Genomic DNA, 18,526 nt, shown 5'->3' with positions numbered 1-18,526 from the left:
CGTCGTGGCGGAACATACCGCCCCCGGCAGATAAGACCATGTGGAGAGGAGCCCTGATCCAAGGGTGAGCACCAAGCCGACCACCACAGACCTCGAATGGACCGAACTGGACCAGCGGGCCGTCGATACCGCCCGCGTCCTGGCCATGGACTCCGTGCAGAAGGTCGGCAACGGCCATCCGGGCACGGCCATGAGCCTGGCCCCCGCCGCCTATCTGCTGTTCCAGAAGATGATGCGCCACGACCCCAGTGACGCCGACTGGACCGGCCGCGACCGGTTCGTCCTCTCCCCCGGCCACACCAGCCTGACGCTGTACGTCCAGCTGTTCATGGCGGGCTACGGCCTGGAGCTGTCGGACCTGAAGTCCTTCCGCACCTGGGACAGCAAGACCCCCGGCCACCCGGAGCACGGTCACACCCGTGGCGTCGAGACGACGACCGGCCCGCTGGGCCAGGGCATCGCCAACGCCGTGGGCATGGCCATGGCCGCCCGCTACGAGCGCGGCCTGTTCGACCCGGAGGCCGCCGAAGGCACCTCCCCGTTCGACCACACCATCTGGGCGATCGTCTCCGACGGCGACCTGGAGGAGGGCATCTCCGCGGAGGCCTCCTCGCTCGCCGGCCACCAGAAGCTCGGCAACATCGTCGCGCTCTACGACGACAACCACATCTCGATCGAGGGCGACACCGAGACCGCCTTCTCCGAGGACGTCCTCAAGCGCTACGAGGCCTACGGCTGGCACGTCCAGCGCATCGAGCAGGCCGCCAACGGCGACTTCGACGTCCACGCCCTGCACGCCGCGCTGAAGGCCGCGCAGGAGGAGACCGAGCGTCCTTCGCTCATCGCCGCGCGCACGATCATCGCCTGGCCGGCCCCGAACGCCCAGAACACCGAGGCCTCGCACGGCTCGGCGCTGGGCGCCGACGAGGTCGCCGCGACCAAGCGCGTCATGGGCTTCGACCCGGAGCAGGACTTCCAGGTCGAGGACGACGTCTTCAGCCACGTCCGCAAGGTCGTCGACCGCGGCCGCGAGGCCCACGCCACGTGGGACAAGCGCATCCAGGAGTGGCGCGAGGCCAACCCGGAGCGCGCCGCGGAGTTCGACCGCATCGCCTCGGGCGAGCTGCCCGACAGCTGGGAGAAGGCCCTCCCGGTCTTCCCGGCCGGCAAGGACGTCGCGACCCGCAAGGCGTCGGGCGAGGTCCTCAAGGCGCTGGGCGGCGTGATCCCCGAGCTGTGGGGCGGCTCCGCCGACCTCGCCGGCTCGAACAACACCACGATCGACCCGTCGTCGTCCTTCCTGCCGAAGGGCAACCCGCTGCCGGAGGCGAACCCCTACGGCCGCACGATCCACTTCGGCATCCGCGAGCACGCCATGGGCTCGACCATGAACGGCATCGCGCTGCACGGCAACACCCGCGTCTACGGCGGCACCTTCCTGGTGTTCTCCGACTACATGCGCCCGGCCGTGCGTCTCGCCGCCCTGATGAAGCTGCCGGTCACCTACGTGTGGACGCACGACTCCATCGGCCTCGGCGAGGACGGCCCGACCCACCAGCCGGTCGAGCACATGGCCGCCCTGCGCGCCATCCCGGGCCTGAACATGGTCCGCCCGGCCGACGCCAACGAGACGGCGATCGCCTGGCGCGAGATCACCAAGCGCCACACCGTCAAGCCCGCGCCGCACGGTCTGGCCCTCACCCGCCAGAACGTCCCGACGTACGAGGCGAACGAGGGTGCGGCCAAGGGCGGCTACGTCCTGTTCGAGGCCGAGGGCGGCCGCGCGCAGGTGATCCTGATCGGCACCGGCTCCGAGGTGCAGCTGGCCGTCGAGGCCCGCGAGCAGCTCCAGGCCGAGGGCATCCCGACCCGCGTGGTCTCCATGCCGTCCGTCGAGTGGTTCGAGGAGCAGGACCAGGCGTACCGCGACGGCGTGCTGCTGCCGGACGTCAAGGCCCGCGTGGCCGTCGAGGCCGGCATCGGCCTGACCTGGCACCGCTACGTCGGCGAGTCCGGCCGCATCGTGTCGCTCGAGCACTTCGGCGCCTCCGCCGACTACAAGGTGCTCTACCGCGAGTTCGGTCTGACCACCGAGGCCGTCGTGGCGGCCGCGCGCGAGTCGATCGAGCACGCCGACGCCAACCGCCGCTGACGCCCCTTTACGAGCAAGTAGGAGATGCAGAACCCATGACAGACGCACTCAAGCGCCTCTCCGACGAAGGCGTCGCGATCTGGCTGGACGACCTGTCCCGCAAGCGCATCACGTCCGGCAACCTGGCCGAGCTGATCGACCAGAGCCACGTCGTGGGCGTCACGACCAACCCGTCGATCTTCCAGAAGGCGATCTCGGGCGGCGACGGCTACGAGGCGCAGCTCGCCGACCTCGCGGCCCGCAAGGTCACCGTGGACGAGGCCATCCGCATGATCACCACGGCGGACGTCCGCGACGCCGCCGACATCCTGCGCCCGGTCTTCGACGCGACGGACGGCCAGGACGGCCGGGTCTCCATCGAGGTCGACCCGCGCCTCGCGCACAACACCGCGGCCACCGTCGCCGAGGCCAAGCAGCTGGCCTGGCTGGTGGACCGCCCCAACACGCTGATCAAGATCCCGGCCACCAAGGCGGGCCTGCCGGCCATCGCCGACGTGATCGGCAAGGGCATCAGCGTCAACGTCACGCTGATCTTCTCCCTCGAGCGCTACCGCGCGGTCATGGACGCCTACCTGACCGGTCTGGAGCAGGCGAAGGCCGCGGGCCTGGACCTGTCCCTGATCCACTCGGTCGCGTCCTTCTTCGTGTCCCGCGTGGACACCGAGATCGACAAGCGCCTGGACGCCCTGGGCACCGACGAGGCCAAGGCGCTGCGCGGCAAGGCCGCCCTCGCCAACGCCCGCCTGGCCTACCAGGCGTACGAGGAGGTCTTCTCCTCGGACCGCTGGGCCGCCCTGGAGAAGGCCGGCGCCAACAAGCAGCGTGCGCTGTGGGCCTCGACCGGCGTCAAGGACCCGGCCTACAAGGACACGCTGTACGTGGACGACCTGGTCGCCCCGAACACGGTCAACACCATGCCGGAGGCCACCCTGGAGGCCACGGCCGACCACGGGCAGATCACCGGTGACACGGTGCGCGGCACGTACGAGCAGGCCAAGGCCGAGCTCGACGCGATCGCCAAGGTCGGGATCTCGTACGACGAGGTCGTGCAGCTCCTGGAGGACGAGGGCGTCGACAAGTTCGAGCAGTCCTGGAACGACCTGCTGAAGTCCACCGAGGCGGAGCTCAAGCGCCTCGCTCCGGAGGCGTGAATTGAGCACAAGCAGCAATCCGCTGCGTGACGCTCTGGACCGACGGCTCCCGCGTATCGCGGGGCCGTCGGGCCTGGTCATCTTTGGCGTCACGGGCGATTTGTCCAGGAAAAAGCTGATGCCGGCGGTCTATGACCTCGCCAACCGCGGGCTGCTGCCGCCGGGCTTCTCGCTCATCGGCTTCGCGCGCCGCGACTGGGAGAACGAGGACTTCGCCCAGATCGTCCACGACGCCGTCAAGGAACACTCCCGCACGCCCTTCCGCGAGGAGGTCTGGCAGCAGCTGGTGCAGGGCTGCCGCTTCGTGCAGGGCGACTTCGACGACGACGTCGCCTTCGACACGCTCAAGAGCACCATCCAGGAGCTCGACAAGGCCCAGGGGACCGGCGGCAACTTCGCCTTCTACCTCTCGGTGCCGCCCAAGTGGTTCCCCAAGGTCGTCCAGCAGCTGAAGAAGCACGGGCTGGCCGACCAGAAGGAGGGCTCCTGGCGGCGCGCCGTCATCGAGAAGCCCTTCGGCCACGACCTGGCCAGCGCCCAGGAGCTCAACAAGGTCGTCCACGAGGTCTTCCCGACCGAAGAGGTCTTCCGGATCGACCACTACCTGGGCAAGGAGACCGTCCAGAACATCCTGGCGCTCCGCTTCGCCAACACCCTCTTCGAGCCGATCTGGAACCGGTCCTACGTCGACCACGTGCAGATCACCATGGCCGAGGACATCGGCATCGGCGGCCGCGCCGGCTACTACGACGGCATCGGCGCCGCCCGTGACGTCATCCAGAACCACCTGCTGCAGCTCCTCGCGCTGACCGCCATGGAGGAGCCCGCCTCCTTCGACGCGGACGCGCTGGTCGCCGAGAAGACCAAGGTGCTGGGCGCCGTCCGGCTGCCCAAGGACCTCGGCAAGGAGACCGTCCGCGGCCAGTACGCGCACGGCTGGCAGGGCGGCGAAGAGGTCGTCGGCTACCTGGAGGAAGAGGGCATCGACCCCCACTCCAAGACCGACACCTACGCCGCGATCAAGCTGGAGATCGACAACCGCCGCTGGGCGGGCGTCCCCTTCTACCTGCGCACCGGCAAGCGCCTGGGCCGCCGCGTCACCGAGATCGCGGTCGTCTTCCAGCGCGCCCCGCACTCCCCCTTCGACCACACCGCGACCGAGGAGCTGGGGCAGAACGCCCTGGTCATCCGGGTGCAGCCGGACGAGGGCGTCACCATGCGGTTCGGCTCCAAGGTGCCCGGCACCCAGATGGAGGTCCGGGACGTCTCGATGGACTTCGCCTACGGCGAGTCCTTCACCGAGTCCAGCCCCGAGGCCTACGAGCGGCTCATCCTCGATGTGCTGCTGGGCGACGCCAACCTCTTCCCGCGCCTGAAGGAGGTCGAGCTCTCCTGGCAGATCCTCGACCCGATCGAACAGTACTGGGAGAGCAACGGCAAGCCCGCGTCCTACCCGGCCGGCACCTGGGGACCGGTCGAGGCGGACGAGATGCTCGCACGAGACGGACGGAGCTGGCGCCGGCCATGAAGATCGACCTTACGGACACCACCTCCAGCAAGATCAACAACGCGCTGGTCCAGGGCCGCCGCGCCATCGGCACCCCCGCCATCGGCATGGTCCTCACCCTGGTCATCGTCACCGACGAGGAGCACGCCTACGACGCGCTCAAGGCCGCCAACGAGGCGTCCCGCGAGCACCCGTCGCGCAAGCTCGTCGTCATCAAGCGCGTCAGCCGCTCCCCGCGCGACCGCGCCAAGGCCCGCCTCGACGCCGAGGTCCGGGTCGGCACCTCCGCGGGCACCGGCGAGACCGTCGTGCTGCGGCTGTACGGCGAGGTGATAGACCACGCCCAGTCGGTCGTCCTGCCGCTGCTGCTGCCCGACGCCCCCGTGGTGGTCTGGTGGCCGGTCGGCTCCCCGGTCGACCCCGACAAGGACCCGCTGGGCGCGCTCGGCCAGCGCCGCGTCACCGACGCGTACGCCGCCGAGGACCCGGTCAAGGAGATCGCGGCCCGCTCGGCGCACTACACGCCCGGCGACACCGACCTCGCCTGGGCCAGGATCACGCCGTGGCGCTCCATGCTCGCGGCCGCCCTGGACCAGCAGCACGCCGACGTCGTCTCCGCGGAGGTCGAGGGCGAGGGCTACAACCCCAGCGCCGAGCTCCTCGCCCTGTGGCTCGCCGACCGCCTCGGCGTCCCGGTCCGGCGCACCGTCTCCGACGGCCCCGGCCTCACGGCCGTCCGCCTGGAGACCAAGAACGGCCCCGTCGTCCTGGACCGCCCGGACGGCTCCCTGGCCACGCTCTCCATGCCCGGCCAGCCCGACCGCGCCGTCGCACTCCAGCGGCGCGAGACGGCGGAGCTCCTGGCGGAGGAGCTGCGGCGGCTCGACCCGGACGACATCTACGAGTCGGCGCTGAAGTACGGCGTGGACCGGCTGAGCGACGCACCGGCTGCGGCGCCGGCCGCGAAGGCCCCGGCCGCCGAGGCCGCCGAGGCTCCGGCCACTGCAGAGGCTCCGGATGCGGCCGAGGCGCCGGAGGCCGGGGAGAAGCCCGCTCCGGCCGCCGCCAAGAAGGCCGGCGGCAAGAAGGCGGCCGGCAAGTGAGCACCCCGCAGATCGTCGTCCACCGGGACAAGGAGCTGATGGCCCGCGCCGCGGCGGCCCGGCTGATCACGAAGATCGTGGACGCCCAGTCCGCCCGCGGCTCGGCCTCCGTCGTCCTCACCGGCGGGCGCAACGGCAACGGGCTGCTCGCGGCCCTCGCCGACGCGCCCGCCCGGGACGCGGTCGACTGGTCCCGGCTCGACCTGTGGTGGGGAGACGAGCGCTTCCTGCCCGAGGGCGACCCCGAGCGCAACGCCACGCAGGCCCGCGAGGCCCTGCTGGACTCCGTGGACCTCGACCCGGCGCGGGTGCACTACATGCCCGCGGCCGACGGGAAGCACGACGACGCGGACGCGGCGGCCGAGTCCTACGCGGCGGAGCTGGCCACGGCCGCGCGCCCGGAGGACCACGGTCCCGTCCCGTCCTTCGACGTCCTCCTGCTGGGCGTCGGCCCGGACACGCACGTCGCCTCGCTCTTCCCGGAGCTCCCGGGCGTCCGGGAGACCGAGCGCACGGTCGTGGGCGTCCACGGCGCGCCGAAGCCGCCGCCGACCCGCGTCTCCCTGACGCTGCCGGCGATCCGGGCGGCCCGCGAGGTCTGGCTGCTCGCCGCGGGCGAGGACAAGGCGAACGCCGTTGCCATGGCGCTGTCGGGCGCGGGCGAGATCCAGGCGCCCGCCGCGGGCGCGTACGGGCGTCAGCGCACGCTGTGGCTCCTGGACGCGCCGGCCGCGGCCCAGCTGCCCCGGGGGCTGTACCCCCCGGCTTCGCCCTGACGGTACGCACGACAACGGCCCGGCTCCCCGTCTGTTCGGGGGCCGGGCCGTTGTCTTGGCACCGCCGGATGCATCGGCGGTGGTTGCGTGCCGTCACGGCGGAGGAAGAGGCCCCGGGGCCCCACCCTTTCACCGTTTCCTGGGGGCAAGCCCCCAGCCCCCCCGCGGGGGTTTCGGAAAGGGGCGGGCGGGACTGGGCTTCCTCCCGCCGCGACGGCGCGCAACCCCTACGGCGCAGTCCGGCGGTGCCGGATCCCCCTCAGGCCGAGCGCCCCAGCGGCCCCGCGTCAGCGGCCCCGCAGCTCGCGGTAGCGGGCGACCAGGGCCGCCGTCGACGCGTCCAGCCCCGGAACCTCCGCGCCGGACGTGAGTGCCGGCTCCACCCGCTTCGCGAGGACCTTGCCGAGCTCGACGCCCCACTGGTCGAAGGAGTCGATGTTCCAGATCGCGCCCTGGACGAAGACCTTGTGCTCGTACAGTGCGATGAGCTGACCGAGCACGGACGGGCTCAGCTCGTCCGCGAGGATCGTCGTCGTGGGGCGGTTCCCCCGGAAGGTCTTGTGCGCGACGAGCTCGGCCGGCACGCCCTCCGCCGCGACCTCTTCCGGCGTCTTGCCGAAGGCCAGCGCCTGCCCCTGCGCGAACAGGTTCGCCATCAGCAGGTCGTGCTGGGCCACCAGCCCCGGCTCCAGGTCGTCCACGGGCTTGGCGAAGCCGATGAGGTCCGCGGGGATCAGCTTCGTGCCCTGGTGGATCAACTGGTAATACGCGTGCTGACCGTTGGTGCCCGGCGTGCCCCACACGACGGGCCCGGTCTGCCAGTTGACGGGCCGTCCCTCGCGGTCGACGGACTTGCCGTTGGACTCCATGTCCAGCTGCTGCAGGTAGGCCGCGAACTTCGACAGGTAGTGGCTGTAGGGCAGCACGGCGTGCGACTGCGCGTCGTGGAAATTGCCGTACCAGATGCCGAGGAGGCCGAGCAGCAGCGGGGCGTTCTCCTCCGGCGGGGCCGTGCGGAAGTGCTCGTCGACGAGGTGGAAGCCGGCGAGCATCTCGCGGAAGTGGTCCGGGCCGACGGCGAGCATCAGGGAGAGCCCGATGGCCGAGTCGTAGGAGTAGCGGCCGCCGACCCAGTCCCAGAACTCGAACATGTTGGCCGTGTCGATGCCGAACTCGGAGACCTTCTCCTCGTTCGTCGACAGGGCCACGAAGTGCTTGGCGACGGCCTCCTCGCCGGCGCCCAGCCGGTCCAGGAGCCAGTTCCGCGCGGAGGTGGCGTTGGTGATGGTCTCGATCGTCGTGAACGTCTTGGAGGCGACGATGAACAGCGTCTCGGCGGCGTCCAGGTCGCGCACGGCCTCGTGCAGGTCCGCGCCGTCCACGTTGGAGACGAAACGGAACGTCAGGTCGCGGGCGGTGTAGGCGCGCAGCGCCTCGTAGGCCATCGCCGGACCGAGGTCGGAGCCGCCGATACCGATGTTGACGATGTTCTTGACGCGCTTTCCGGTGTGGCCCTTCCAGTCGCCGCTGCGCACCCGGTCGGTGAAGACCTGCATCTTGCGCAGCACGGCGTGGACCGCCGGGACCACGTTCTCGCCGTCGACCTTGACGACGGCGGACTCCGGGGCGCGCAGCGCGGTGTGCAGCACGGCGCGGCCCTCGGTGGTGTTGATCTTCTCGCCGCGGAACATGGCGTCGCGCAGCCCGGCCACGTCCGCGGCGGCCGCCAGCTCGCGCAGCAGGCGCAGGGTCTCGTCGGTGACGAGGTGCTTGGAGTAGTCCAGATGGAGGTCGCCGACGGTGAGCGCGTACTTCTCGGCGCGTCGCGGATCGTCCGCGAAGAGCTCGCGCAGGTGCACCTCCCCCAGCTCGTCCCGGTGCTTGGCCAGAGCGTTCCACTCCGGGGTCCGGTCCAGCCTGGTGCGGTCCTCTGCGTTCATCTCGGACATCAGCCCATTCATTCTCGTAACTGCCCCGCCGCCCTCCAACCTAATTGATCTGCGGTCGGTTCGAGCGCAAGACGAAACGGCACCCACGAGGGGTGCCGCTTCCTTGAATGTCGCCGCGAATCAGATCTCTCCGCGGAGCTTGGCGAGCGCCTCCGCGAGGATGGCCTCGCCGTCGGCGTCGCTGCGCCGCTCCCGGACGTACGCGAGATGCGTCTTGTACGGCTCGGTGCGCGGCGGGTCCGGCGGACTGTCCCGGTCCTGGCCGGCCGGGAAGCCGCAGCGCGGGCAGTCCCAGGTGTCCGGTACCTGTGCGTCGCTGGCGAAGCTCGGCTGCGTCTCGTGCCCGTTAGAGCACCAGAAGGAGATGCGGAGGCGCGGCGCGGACTCGCCCCGCTCGGCCTCACCCATCGGCCCCGCTCCGACCCGGCTTCCCCGGATCGCGTTGCCACTTGCCACGGTCGTAACTCCCTGCGTAATGGTGCTGCGGATCATCTGAACCGATGGTTCCGCTGCGGGCGCCCCAGTCTACGTAAGGCCCAACGCGCGTCCAGTGGCAGGAGTTACAGCCCGGCCGCGAGGACGCGACCCCAATGATAGGCCGCGTTCACGACGGTACGTCAGCTATCGAGCTTCATCAGCAGGCCGAGCGCGACGATGCACGCGAACCACAGCAGACCGACGACCACGGTGATGCGGTCGAGGTTCCGCTCGGCGACGGAGGAACCGCCGACGGAGGACTGCATGCCGCCGCCGAACATATCGGACAGGCCGCCGCCCTTCCCCTTGTGCATGAGCACCAGCATCATCATCAGCACGCTGAAGATGATGAGGGCGATCGAGAACCCCATGACCACGGCTGGACCAACTCTCTCGGACGTCGATGGTGAGGGCCGGGGCGGCGTGAAAACGCCGGTCCCGGCCCCGACAGGGTACGACGAGGAGGAGTCCTCGTCATAGCGCTGCTACTGGTCGCGGAAGCGGACGATCTTGACGAAGTCGTCCACGTCCAGCGCGGCGCCGCCGATCAGCGCGCCGTCGACGTCGGGCTGCGCCATGATCGCGGCGATGTTGCCGGACTTGACGGAGCCGCCGTACTGGATGCGGATCTTGTCGGCGACCTCACGGCCGTAGAGCTCGGCGAGGCGGCCGCGGATGGCACCGCAGACCTCCTGGGCGTCCTCCGGCGTGGCGACCTCGCCGGTGCCGATGGCCCACACGGGCTCGTAGGCGATGACGATGGTCTCCGCCTGCTCGGCGGGGACGTCCTTGAGGGCGCCGTCGACCTGCGCGAGGGTGTGCGCGACCTGGCCGCCGGCCTTGCGGACGTCCAGGCCCTCGCCGACGCACAGGATCGGGGTGAGCCCGTGCCGGTAGGCGGCCTTGACCTTGGCGTTGCAGATCTCGTCGCCCTCGCCGTGGTACTGGCGGCGCTCGGAGTGCCCGATCGCCACGTAGGTGCACTTCAGCTTGGCGAGCATGGCGCCGGAGATCTCACCGGTGTACGCGCCGGAGTCGAACGCCGAGACGTCCTGGGCGCCGTACTTGATCTTCAGCTTGTCGCCGTCGACCAGCGTCTGCACCGAACGGAGGTCGGTGAAGGGCGGCAGGACGGCGACCTCGGTGCCCTCGTAGTCCTTGTCGGCGAGCGCGAAGGCGAGCTTCTGGACGTGCGCGATGGCCTCGAGGTGGTTGAGGTTCATCTTCCAGTTGCCCGCCATCAGCGGGGTACGTGCACTCACAGTGGTTCAGTCCTCCAGTGCGGCGAGGCCGGGGAGCGTCTTGCCCTCGAGGTATTCGAGGCTGGCGCCGCCGCCGGTCGAAATGTGGCCGAAAGCATTCTCGTCGAAGCCCAGGGTGCGCACGGCCGCGGCCGAGTCGCCACCGCCGACGACGGTGAAGCCGTCGCACTCCAGCAGGGCCTGGGCAACGGCCTTGGTGCCGTTGGCGTAGTCGGGGTGCTCGAAGACGCCCATCGGGCCGTTCCAGAAGACGGTGCCGGCGTCGGCGAGCTTCGAGGCGTAGAGCTCGCGCGTCTTCGGGCCGATGTCCAGGCCCTCCTTGTCCGCCGGGATGGCGTCCGAGGCGACGAGCTCCGGGTTGGCCGGGGCCTTGGTCTTCAGGTCCGGGAAGTCGGCCGACACCAGGACGTCGACGGGGAGGACGAACTCCACGCCGCGCTTCTCGGCGCGGGCCAGGTACTCCAGGCAGACCGGGATCTGGTCCTCCTGCAGCAGCGAGATGCCGACCTCGTGGCCCTTGGCCTTGAGGAAGGTGTACGACATGCCGCCGCCGATGAGGATGCGGTCGGCCTTCTCCAGCAGGTTGTCGATGACGCCCAGCTTGTCGGAGACCTTGGCGCCGCCGAGCACCACCACGTAGGGGCGCGCGACGTCCTCGGTGAGCTTCTTCAGGACGCCGACCTCGGTGGCGATCAGGTCGCCGGCGGCGTGCGGCAGGCGCGCCGGGAGGTCGAAGACCGAGGCGTGCTTGCGGTGCACGGCACCGAAGCCGTCGCCCACGTACAGGTCGGCCAGGGACGCGAGGGCGTCGGCGAAGGCGCCGCGCTCCGCGTCGTCCTTGCTGGTCTCGCCCGCGTTGAAGCGGAGGTTCTCCAGCAGCGTGACCTCGCCGTTCGCCAGTGCGGCGACGGTGGCCTTCGCGCTGTCGCCGACCGTGTCGGTGGCGAACGAGACCTTCTTGCCCAGGATCTCGCCGAGCCGCGCGGCGGCGGGGGCGAGGGAGAACTGGGGGTCCGGGGCGCCCTTGGGACGGCCCAGGTGGGAGGCGACGATCACCTTGGCGCCTGCGGCGGCGAGCTTGGCAATCGTCGGGGCGACGGCGCGGATGCGGCCGTCGTCCGTGATGGTGGTGCCGGCGAGCGGCACGTTGAGGTCGGCGCGGACGAAGATCCGCTTGCCCTCGACACCGTCCTGGATGAGTTCGTCGATCGTCTTCATGCGGTGACTCCGGTACGTCCGTAGGTGGGGGCTCGCCGCCCAGCCGGATGGGGGCCCCTCCCAGCGGTAGCTGGGGGACAGTCATGAGACGGGGCTCGTACGACGCGCCATCGCGTCGTACGAGCCCCGTCCCCTACATCCCGATGCCTGTGATCGTACGACCAGCGGGCAGAGAGATCAGAGCTGGCCGCCGACGAAGACGGTCAGGTCCACCAGGCGGTTGGAGTAGCCCCACTCGTTGTCGTACCAGCCGACGACCTTGACCTGCTTGCCCTGGACCATCGTCAGCTGCGAGTCGAAGGTGCAGGAGGCCGGCCAGTTGACGATGTCCGAGGAGACGATCGGGTCCTCGGTGTACTCGAGGATGCCCTTGAGCTGGCCCTCGGCGGCCTTCTGGAAGGCGGCGTTGATCTCTTCCTTGGTGGTCTCGCGGTCGAGCTCCAGGACGAGGTCGGTGACCGAGCCGGTCGGGACCGGGACGCGCATGGCGATGCCGTCCAGCTTGCCCTTCAGCTGCGGGAGGACCAGGGCGGTGGCCTTGGCGGCACCCGTCGAGGTCGGGATGATGTTCTCCGCGGCGGCGCGGGCGCGACGCAGGTCGGAGTGCGGGAAGTCCAGGATGCGCTGGTCGTTGGTGTACGCGTGGACCGTCGTCATCATGCCCTTGACGATGCCGAAGGTCTCGTCGAGGACCTTGGCCATCGGCGCCACGCAGTTGGTGGTGCAGGAGGCGTTGGAGATGACGTCGTGCTTGGCCGCGTCGTACTTGTCCTGGTTGACGCCCATCACGATGGTGATGTCCTCGTTCTTGGCCGGAGCCGAGATGAGGACCTTCTTCGCGCCGGCGGCGAGGTGCTTGGCGGCGTCCTCGCGCTTGGTGAAGATGCCGGTGGACTCGATGACGATGTCGGCGCCCAGCTCGCCCCAGGGGAGGTTCGCGGGGTCGCGCTCGGCCATCGTGCGGAAGGTCTGGTTGCCGACCGTGATCGAGTCGTCGGTGTGGCTGACCTCCTGCTTGAGGCGACCGAGAATGCTGTCGTACTTCAGCAGGTGAACCAGAGTGGCGTTGTCGGTCAGGTCGTTGACACCGACGATCTGGATGTCCGCACCCTGCTCCAGGAGCGCACGGAAGTAATTGCGACCGATACGGCCAAAGCCGTTGATGCCTACGCGGATCGTCACGAACCGATCTCCTCGTTGGTATGCCGGGCTGTCCGCCGGCGGCTGTATTGGGATGTCCCCGACCAACACCGACCCTACCTCTAAGTAGAGGAGGACGTGACATTGGCTTCACTGGGCCCGTAGAGCGGCTTCACCCCTTGACAGAGCGCAGTGCTGCACTAATGAGCGCGGACCTCTCTCCGGGGTCCGGGACGTGCTGCAGGCCGAAGCCCAGGAGCACCGTGCCGGCGGTGGAGACGGCCGCCGCGCGCTGCGCGTCCGCCGCCGCCGGGCAGGTCTCGTCACGGAGCGTGACACCGGATGCGGTGCAGCGGTCGCCGGTTGCGCCGTTCGGGTTCCCCGCCGCCCGACCGGCCGCCGCGTAGGCGCCCGCGGCCTCGCTGCGGAACTGGGGGAAGTCGGCGGGCGGCAGCTCGTCGGAAATGGGGGCGTACGAGCCCGCGGCGTCCAGCTTGTCGCCGGGGGCGTCGCCGAGGCGGACGCTGATGCCGGCGAGCGCGCCGGAGCCGGTGAAGCGTGCCGGGGCGGGGTGCTGCAGACGGCTGCCCGCGCCCAGGTAGTACTGGCTGAAATCGTTCGTCTCGGCGGTGCCGACGACGCCGTAGCCGCCCGCCTGCCTGCCCGCGGCGACGAGCTTGCCGCCCTCGTTGACGAAGTCCCGCACGGCCGTCAGCGTGGCCCCGCCGGGCCGGTTGCCGCCGGAGTACCACACGACGCTCTTGAAGTGGCCCAGCACGCCGAGCGCGTGCGGAGCGCCCTGGCCGGCCACGTCCCACACGGCGGCGTCACGGCCGGCCGCGGCCAGCGCCGCGGTGTAGGCGGCGGTGTGCCGGGCGGCGCCGGGCCCGCCCTCGTCGGCGATCACCAGGGTGTCGGCCTCGGGGCGGTCCGCCACGGTGTACGTGAAGGGTTCACTGGCGGTGGCCCTGCCCTCGCGCGTCCGGCCGGTGTACCAGACCCGGACGCGGGAGCCGGGCTCGGCGCCCTCGACGTAGGCGCGGTACTCGGCGAAGCGGATGCTGTCCTGCCCGCCGTAGCGGTCGCCGCCCTTCCACGCCTCCAGCGGGGCGGTGTGCGTACGCCCGCCGTCGATGCGGTAGTTGAGGCGCAGGTCGCGCAGGCTCTTGCGGGCGGTGACGGAGACCTCCTGCTCGTCGCCGAGCGCGTAGGAGGTGGTGAAGGCGTCCGGGGTGAAGTCCGGGGCGGAGAGGCCCACGGCCGAGCGGGGCCGGTCGGCGCCCTCGCGGTTGACGGCGGTCTCGGCGACGGACAGCGCGAAGGGGACGTTCTTGGCGAACTCCTGCTGGATCAGCTTCTCGTCGTCGGGGAAGCTGAAGGCCGAGGGGCAGTCGCCCGGATTCCAGCGGTCGTTCGGGTCGGCTTGCGACGCGGTGCGGCAGGTCGACATCTCGGGGGTGAACATCATCGTCCCGTTGACGTTCGCCGCGTGCCCGTCGGCCTCGCCGTTGGTCGTGTAGAGCTCGGAGGAGACCTGCGGGTGGTAGCCCGGGATCGCGGACTTCTCCGGCGTGCCGGCCAGCGCCTTGTAGAGGACGTCGTCCGGGGTGGGGGTGGCGACCTGCCAGCCGACGCCGTAGAGCAGCAGTTCGGCGGCCGAGTGGTAGTTGACGGCGTAGCTGAAGCGGTGCGCCTTCTCGAAGGCGTCGATCGCCTTCGTCTCCGGCTCGGAGGCGGGGGCCGTGCCGCGGTAGGTCTCGGAGCCCGGGCGGGGCGAGGAACCCTCGTTGTCGTGGCCCCACTTGAAGGAGAAGTTGCGGTTGAGGTCGACGCCGTCGCCCGGGGTGATCTTCCCGTCGCCGTTGTTGTCGCGCAGGTTCTTGCGCCACAGGCGGGTGCCCGGGCTCTGGAAGGTGTGGTCGTAGCCGTCGGGGTTGGCGGACAGGACGAACCACAGTTCGGCGCGGTCCACGACGTCGGTGACGCGGGCGTCCTTGCCGTAGGCGTCGAGGTAGTGGTGGAGCAGCCGCCTGGTCATCTCGGGCGTGATCCACTCCCGGGCGTGCTGGTTGGACATGTACAGCACGGCGGGCTTGCGGCCGTCGGGCGCGGTGCGGGCGTCCTTGCTCAGCTTCAGGGCGAGGATGTCCTGGCCGCGGACGGTCTTGCCGATGGTCACGACCTTGGTGAGGCCGGGGTGGGCCTTCGCCGTGTCCAGGAGCTCCTGCCGGAGGCCGTTCCTGCCGCTGTACGGGCGGAAGACGCCGTCGCCCGCGGCCTTGAGGCGCTCCTCGGTGCGCTGCGGTATCCGCTTCTCGGTGAGGTCGACGCCCCGGGAGCGCAGCTCGCGGGCCTGCTCGCCGGTCAGGTAGAGCTCGACCGAGGCGGCCTTGGTCCCGGTCGGGCGCTCGGCCAGCTCGTGGCCGTCGACGCCGGCCGCGAGGAGCAGCGGCACCTGGCCGGCGGTGATGCGGGCGGTCCAGACGGCCGGTGCGCCGTCGCCGTCCCGCGCCGCCGTCGCGGCACCGGGTTGTGCGTGGGCGAAGGGTGCCGCGGCCAGTCCGCCTAAGAGCAGCGAAGCCGCCGCGAGGACCGATCTCGTCCTGCGTCTCATGAGCCCCCCTTGCTGTTGTCTGCCACGTCAGTGCACGGACGACAGACTGGAGAGACTGCATGATCATGTCAACGATGCAGAAAGAGCCACTCCGGCGCCCTGCACGGCGCGGGGTGACTCGACGTACCGGTTGTACGGGACGGCGCTGCGGGCGGCGCCCGTGCGGGGCATCAGCCCGCCATGCCCTCCGCCATCTCCTCCGAGAGGTCCGACAGGTCGGAGAGGTTGGACTCGGTGCCGGGGATGCCGAGGTCCTGGGCGCGCTTGTCGGCCATGGCGAGAAGGCGCCGGATCCGGCCGGCGACGGCGTCCTTGGTCAGCGGCGGGTCGGCCAGGGCGCCCAGCTCCTCCAGGGACGCCTGCTTGTGCTCCATGCGCAGCCGGCCCGCGGCCGCGAGGTGCTCGGGCACCTCCTCGCCGAGGATCTCCAGGGCCCGCTGCACCCGGGCGCCCGCCGCGACGGCGGCCCGGGCCGAGCGGCGCAGGTTGGCGTCGTCGAAGTTGGCGAGGCGGTTGGCCGTGGCCCGCACCTCGCGGCGCATCCGGCGCTCCTCCCAGGCCAGCACGGACTCGTGCGCGCCCAGGCGGGTCAGCAGGGCGCCGATCGCATCGCCGTCGCGGACGACCACGCGGTCGACGCCGCGCACCTCGCGCGCCTTGGCCGCGATCTGCAGCCGGCGGGCCGCACCGACCAGCGCCAGGGCCGCCTCGGGCCCGGGGCAGGTCACCTCCAGGGAGGAGGAGCGGCCGGGCTCGGTGAGCGAGCCGTGGGCGAGGAAGGCACCCCGCCAGGCGGCCTCGGCGTCGCAGGTGGCCCCGGAGACGACCTGCGGGGGCAGCCCGCGGATCGGCCGGCCGCGGCCGTCGACCAGGCCGGTCTGGCGCGCCAGCTGGTCACCGCCCGCCACCACCCGCACCACGTACCGGCTGCCGCGGCGCAGTCCGCCGGGGGCCATCACCACCAGGTCGGAGGCGTGTCCGAAGATCTCCAGGATGTCCTTGCGCAGCCGCCGGGCGGCGATCCCGGTGTCCAGCTCCGCCTCGATCACGATGCGCCCGCTGACCAGGTGCAGACCACCCGCGAACCGCAGGATCGCCGAGACCTCCGCTTTCCGGCAGCAGGTGCGGGTGACGGGGAGCCGGGAGATTTCATCCTTCACCGCTGCCGTCATCGCCATGGGCCGATCCTTCCATGCATCCGAAAAATACGGTCGTACGCGGCGGCCAACAGCTCCGGGTCGTGGGTCGGGGAGCCGTCGGGCGCGGCGACCGGCGCCAGCTCGACCGCGGCCCCGAGCCGCTTAGCGGCATCGGTGAGGCTCTCGCGGTCGGGCACGGCGGCCTCGTCGGCCAGCACCACGTCCAGGGCGAGTTTAGGGGCGTGTCGGGCCAAAACCTCCAAATGACGCTGCGGGGAGAAGCCATCGGTTTCACCCGGTTGTGGTGCGAGATTCAACGACAGCACCCGGCGGGCCTTGGTCTCCTGCAGGGCTTCCAGCAGCTCGGGGACGAGCAGGTGCGGGATGACGGAGGAGAACCAGGAGCCGGGGCCGAGCACCACCCAGTCCGCGTCGAGGACGGCGGCGACCGCCTCCGGCACGGCCGGCGGATCCTCCGGCACGACGTGCACGGACTGCACCTCGCCCGGGGTCAGCGCCACCGTGGCCTGGCCGCGGACGGTGCTGAGGGCGCCGGGCTCGGCGGGGTCGTGCCCCCTGACGAGGGCCTGCAGCTCCAGCGGCACGGCGGACATGGGCAGCACCCGGCCGTGCGCGCCCAGCAGCTTGCCGACCAGGTCGAGGGCCTGCACGGGGTCGCCGAGCTGCTCCCACAGGGCGACGATCAGCAGATTGCCGACGGCGTGGTCGTGCAGATCGCCCTCGCTGGTGAAGCGGTGCTTGATCACCCGGGCCCAGGTCTGGCCCCAGTCGTCGTCGCCGCACAGGGCCGCGAGGGCCTTGCGCAGGTCGCCCGGGGGCAGGACGCCCAGCTCGTCGCGGAGCCGGCCGCTGGAGCCGCCGTCGTCGGCGACGGTGACGACGGCGGTGAGGTCGCCGGTGATCCGGCGCAGGGCGGCGAGCGAGGCGGACAGGCCGTGGCCGCCGCCGAGGGCGACGACCTTGGGCTGGGCGCCGCGCTTCGCACGGCCCTCGGGCCCCCGGGTGGTCCGTCCGGGGACGAGGCGGCGCACCCGGCGGAGCCGGGACGTGCGGCCGGTCACTCGCGCCCCATGTCCCGGTGGACGACGACGGTCTCCACGCCCTCGGAGGCCAGGCGGTGGGCGAGCTTCTCGGACATGGCGACGGAGCGGTGCTTGCCGCCGGTGCAGCCGACCGCGATGGTCACGTAGCGCTTGCCCTCGCGGCGGTAGCCCGCGGCGATGAGCTGCAGGAGCTCGGTGTAGCGGTCGAGGAACTCCTTGGCGCCGGGCTGGTTGAAGACGTAGCCCGAGACCTCCTCGTTGAGGCCCGTGAAGGGGCGCAGCTCCGGCACCCAGTGCGGGTTGGGCAGGAAGCGGCAGTCCACCACGAGGTCGGCGTCGACGGGCAGGCCGTACTTGTAGCCGAAGGACATGACGGTGGCCCGCAGCTCCGGCTCCTCCTCGCCGGCGAACTGGGCGTCCATCTTGGCGCGCAGCTCGTGGACGTTGAGGCTGGAGGTGTCGATCACCAGGTCGGCGTCGCCGCGCAGCTCGCGCAGCAGGTCCCGCTCGGCGGCGATGCCGTCGACGATGCGCCCGGAGCCCTGGAGGGGGTGCGGGCGGCGCACGGACTCGAAGCGGCGCACCAGGGCGTCGTCGGAGGCCTCCAGGAAGATCACGCGCCGCTTGACCTTCTTGGCGGCCAGGTCGGCCAGGGACTCGCGGAGGTTGTCGAAGAAGCGCCGGCCGCGCACGTCCACGACCACGGCGATCCGGGCCACGTTGCCCTGGGAGCGGGCGCCGAGGTCCACCATGGTGGGGATCAGGGCGGGCGGCAGGTTGTCCACGACGAACCAGCCGAGGTCCTCCAGGCACTTGGCGGCGGTGCTGCGGCCCGCCCCCGACATGCCGGAGATGATCACCAGTTCGGGGATGGCCGTGCCCTCGCCGGTCGCATCCGCCGTCGTGCCCGTACTCACCTGTGCTCCGTCTCGCTCGGTCCCGGTCATACTGCCTACCCCCGTCTCACCGACGGT

14 protein-coding genes and 1 pseudogene are annotated in these 18,526 nt (G+C 71.1%); 5 read left to right on the top strand and 10 right to left on the bottom strand.

The features are described 5' to 3' along the window. Positions 1–64 precede the first annotated feature (64 nt). From tkt to pgl, 5 genes are read left to right on the top strand one after another with little or no spacing between them, the layout of a single operon-like run. Positions 65–2,152, top strand: coding sequence for a transketolase (gene tkt / locus AS857_RS21635; protein WP_058044936.1), 2,088 nt, complete (start codon positions 65–67; stop codon positions 2,150–2,152). A 35-nt stretch (positions 2,153–2,187) separates the two neighbouring features. Then, a complete protein-coding gene (gene tal, locus AS857_RS21630; protein WP_058044935.1) occupies positions 2,188–3,303 on the top strand; it encodes a transaldolase in 1,116 nt (371 codons plus the stop codon). A gap of 1 nt (position 3,304) precedes the next feature. Continuing rightward, complete coding sequence (zwf, locus tag AS857_RS21625; RefSeq protein WP_058044934.1) at positions 3,305–4,831, top strand: glucose-6-phosphate dehydrogenase; 1,527 nt, start codon at positions 3,305–3,307, stop codon at positions 4,829–4,831. Further along, positions 4,828–5,913 carry a glucose-6-phosphate dehydrogenase assembly protein OpcA gene (gene opcA, locus AS857_RS21620; RefSeq protein ID WP_058044933.1) on the top strand — a complete coding sequence of 362 codons (1,086 nt, stop codon included), beginning with the start codon at positions 4,828–4,830 and terminating at the stop codon, positions 5,911–5,913. Before zwf ends, opcA begins: the two co-directional genes overlap by 4 nt. Then, complete coding sequence (pgl, locus tag AS857_RS21615; RefSeq protein WP_058044932.1) at positions 5,910–6,689, top strand: 6-phosphogluconolactonase; 780 nt, start codon at positions 5,910–5,912, stop codon at positions 6,687–6,689. The genes opcA and pgl overlap by 4 nt, the downstream gene beginning before the upstream one ends. 287 nt (positions 6,690–6,976) lie before the next feature. Here pgl and pgi read toward each other — a convergent pair whose 3' ends face one another. From pgi to rapZ, 10 genes and pseudogenes are all read right to left on the bottom strand, one after another. Beyond that, on the bottom strand, positions 6,977–8,629 hold the full coding sequence (gene pgi, locus AS857_RS21610) for a glucose-6-phosphate isomerase (RefSeq protein ID WP_058046968.1): 1,653 nt from the start codon (positions 8,627–8,629) through the stop codon (positions 6,977–6,979). Positions 8,630–8,758: 129 nt separating this feature from the next. Further along, a complete protein-coding gene (locus tag AS857_RS21605) occupies positions 8,759–9,094 on the bottom strand; it encodes an RNA polymerase-binding protein RbpA (protein WP_079110552.1) in 336 nt (111 codons plus the stop codon). Positions 9,095–9,255: 161 nt separating this feature from the next. Then, on the bottom strand, positions 9,256–9,486 hold the full coding sequence (gene secG, locus AS857_RS21600) for a preprotein translocase subunit SecG (RefSeq protein ID WP_030366610.1): 231 nt from the start codon (positions 9,484–9,486) through the stop codon (positions 9,256–9,258). Positions 9,487–9,600: 114 nt separating this feature from the next. Continuing rightward, complete coding sequence (gene tpiA, locus AS857_RS21595; RefSeq protein ID WP_058044930.1) at positions 9,601–10,377, bottom strand: triose-phosphate isomerase; 777 nt, start codon at positions 10,375–10,377, stop codon at positions 9,601–9,603. Positions 10,378–10,383: 6 nt separating this feature from the next. Continuing rightward, a complete protein-coding gene (locus AS857_RS21590) occupies positions 10,384–11,595 on the bottom strand; it encodes a phosphoglycerate kinase (protein ID WP_058044929.1) in 1,212 nt (403 codons plus the stop codon). A 177-nt stretch (positions 11,596–11,772) separates the two neighbouring features. Beyond that, positions 11,773–12,777 carry a type I glyceraldehyde-3-phosphate dehydrogenase gene (gene gap, locus AS857_RS21585; protein ID WP_058044928.1) on the bottom strand — a complete coding sequence of 335 codons (1,005 nt, stop codon included), beginning with the start codon at positions 12,775–12,777 and terminating at the stop codon, positions 11,773–11,775. A gap of 358 nt (positions 12,778–13,135) precedes the next feature. Next, a pseudogene (locus AS857_RS21580) lies at positions 13,136–15,349 on the bottom strand (M14 family metallopeptidase); the annotation flags it as partial. Between the two features lie 170 nt (positions 15,350–15,519). Beyond that, the gene (whiA, locus tag AS857_RS21575) at positions 15,520–16,527 is read right to left on the bottom strand and encodes a DNA-binding protein WhiA (protein WP_030366605.1); all 1,008 of its coding nucleotides are present in this window, start codon (positions 16,525–16,527) and stop codon (positions 15,520–15,522) included. Next, positions 16,518–17,570 (bottom strand): gluconeogenesis factor YvcK family protein, encoded by a 1,053-nt coding sequence (locus AS857_RS21570; RefSeq protein WP_058044927.1) that lies wholly within the window; start codon positions 17,568–17,570, stop codon positions 16,518–16,520. Before AS857_RS21570 ends, whiA begins: the two co-directional genes overlap by 10 nt. After that, entirely contained in the window at positions 17,567–18,499 is a 933-nt protein-coding gene (gene rapZ / locus AS857_RS21565; RefSeq protein WP_173864790.1) for an RNase adapter RapZ, read from the bottom strand. Before rapZ ends, AS857_RS21570 begins: the two co-directional genes overlap by 4 nt. Between the last annotated feature and the right edge of the window lie 27 nt (positions 18,500–18,526).

This window comes from Streptomyces roseifaciens (assembly GCF_001445655.1).
GTDB classification, from domain to species: Bacteria; Actinomycetota; Actinomycetes; order Streptomycetales; family Streptomycetaceae; genus Streptomyces; species Streptomyces aureoversilis.
The sequence above is the reverse complement of the archived record's forward strand: the minus strand, read 5'-3'. Positions and strand labels throughout refer to the sequence as shown.

Coding starts and splice junctions, on each gene's coding strand:
- tal (WP_058044935.1), top strand. CDS start 2,188: ATGACAGACGCACTCAAGCGCCTCTCCGACGAAGGCGTCGCGATCTGG.
- opcA (WP_058044933.1), top strand. CDS start 4,828: ATGAAGATCGACCTTACGGACACCACCTCCAGCAAGATCAACAACGCG.
- pgi (WP_058046968.1), bottom strand. CDS start 8,629: ATGAACGCAGAGGACCGCACCAGGCTGGACCGGACCCCGGAGTGGAAC.
- secG (WP_030366610.1), bottom strand. CDS start 9,486: ATGGGGTTCTCGATCGCCCTCATCATCTTCAGCGTGCTGATGATGATG.
- AS857_RS21590 (WP_058044929.1), bottom strand. CDS start 11,595: ATGAAGACGATCGACGAACTCATCCAGGACGGTGTCGAGGGCAAGCGG.
- whiA (WP_030366605.1), bottom strand. CDS start 16,527: ATGGCGATGACGGCAGCGGTGAAGGATGAAATCTCCCGGCTCCCCGTC.
- rapZ (WP_173864790.1), bottom strand. CDS start 18,499: ATGACCGGGACCGAGCGAGACGGAGCACAGGTGAGTACGGGCACGACG.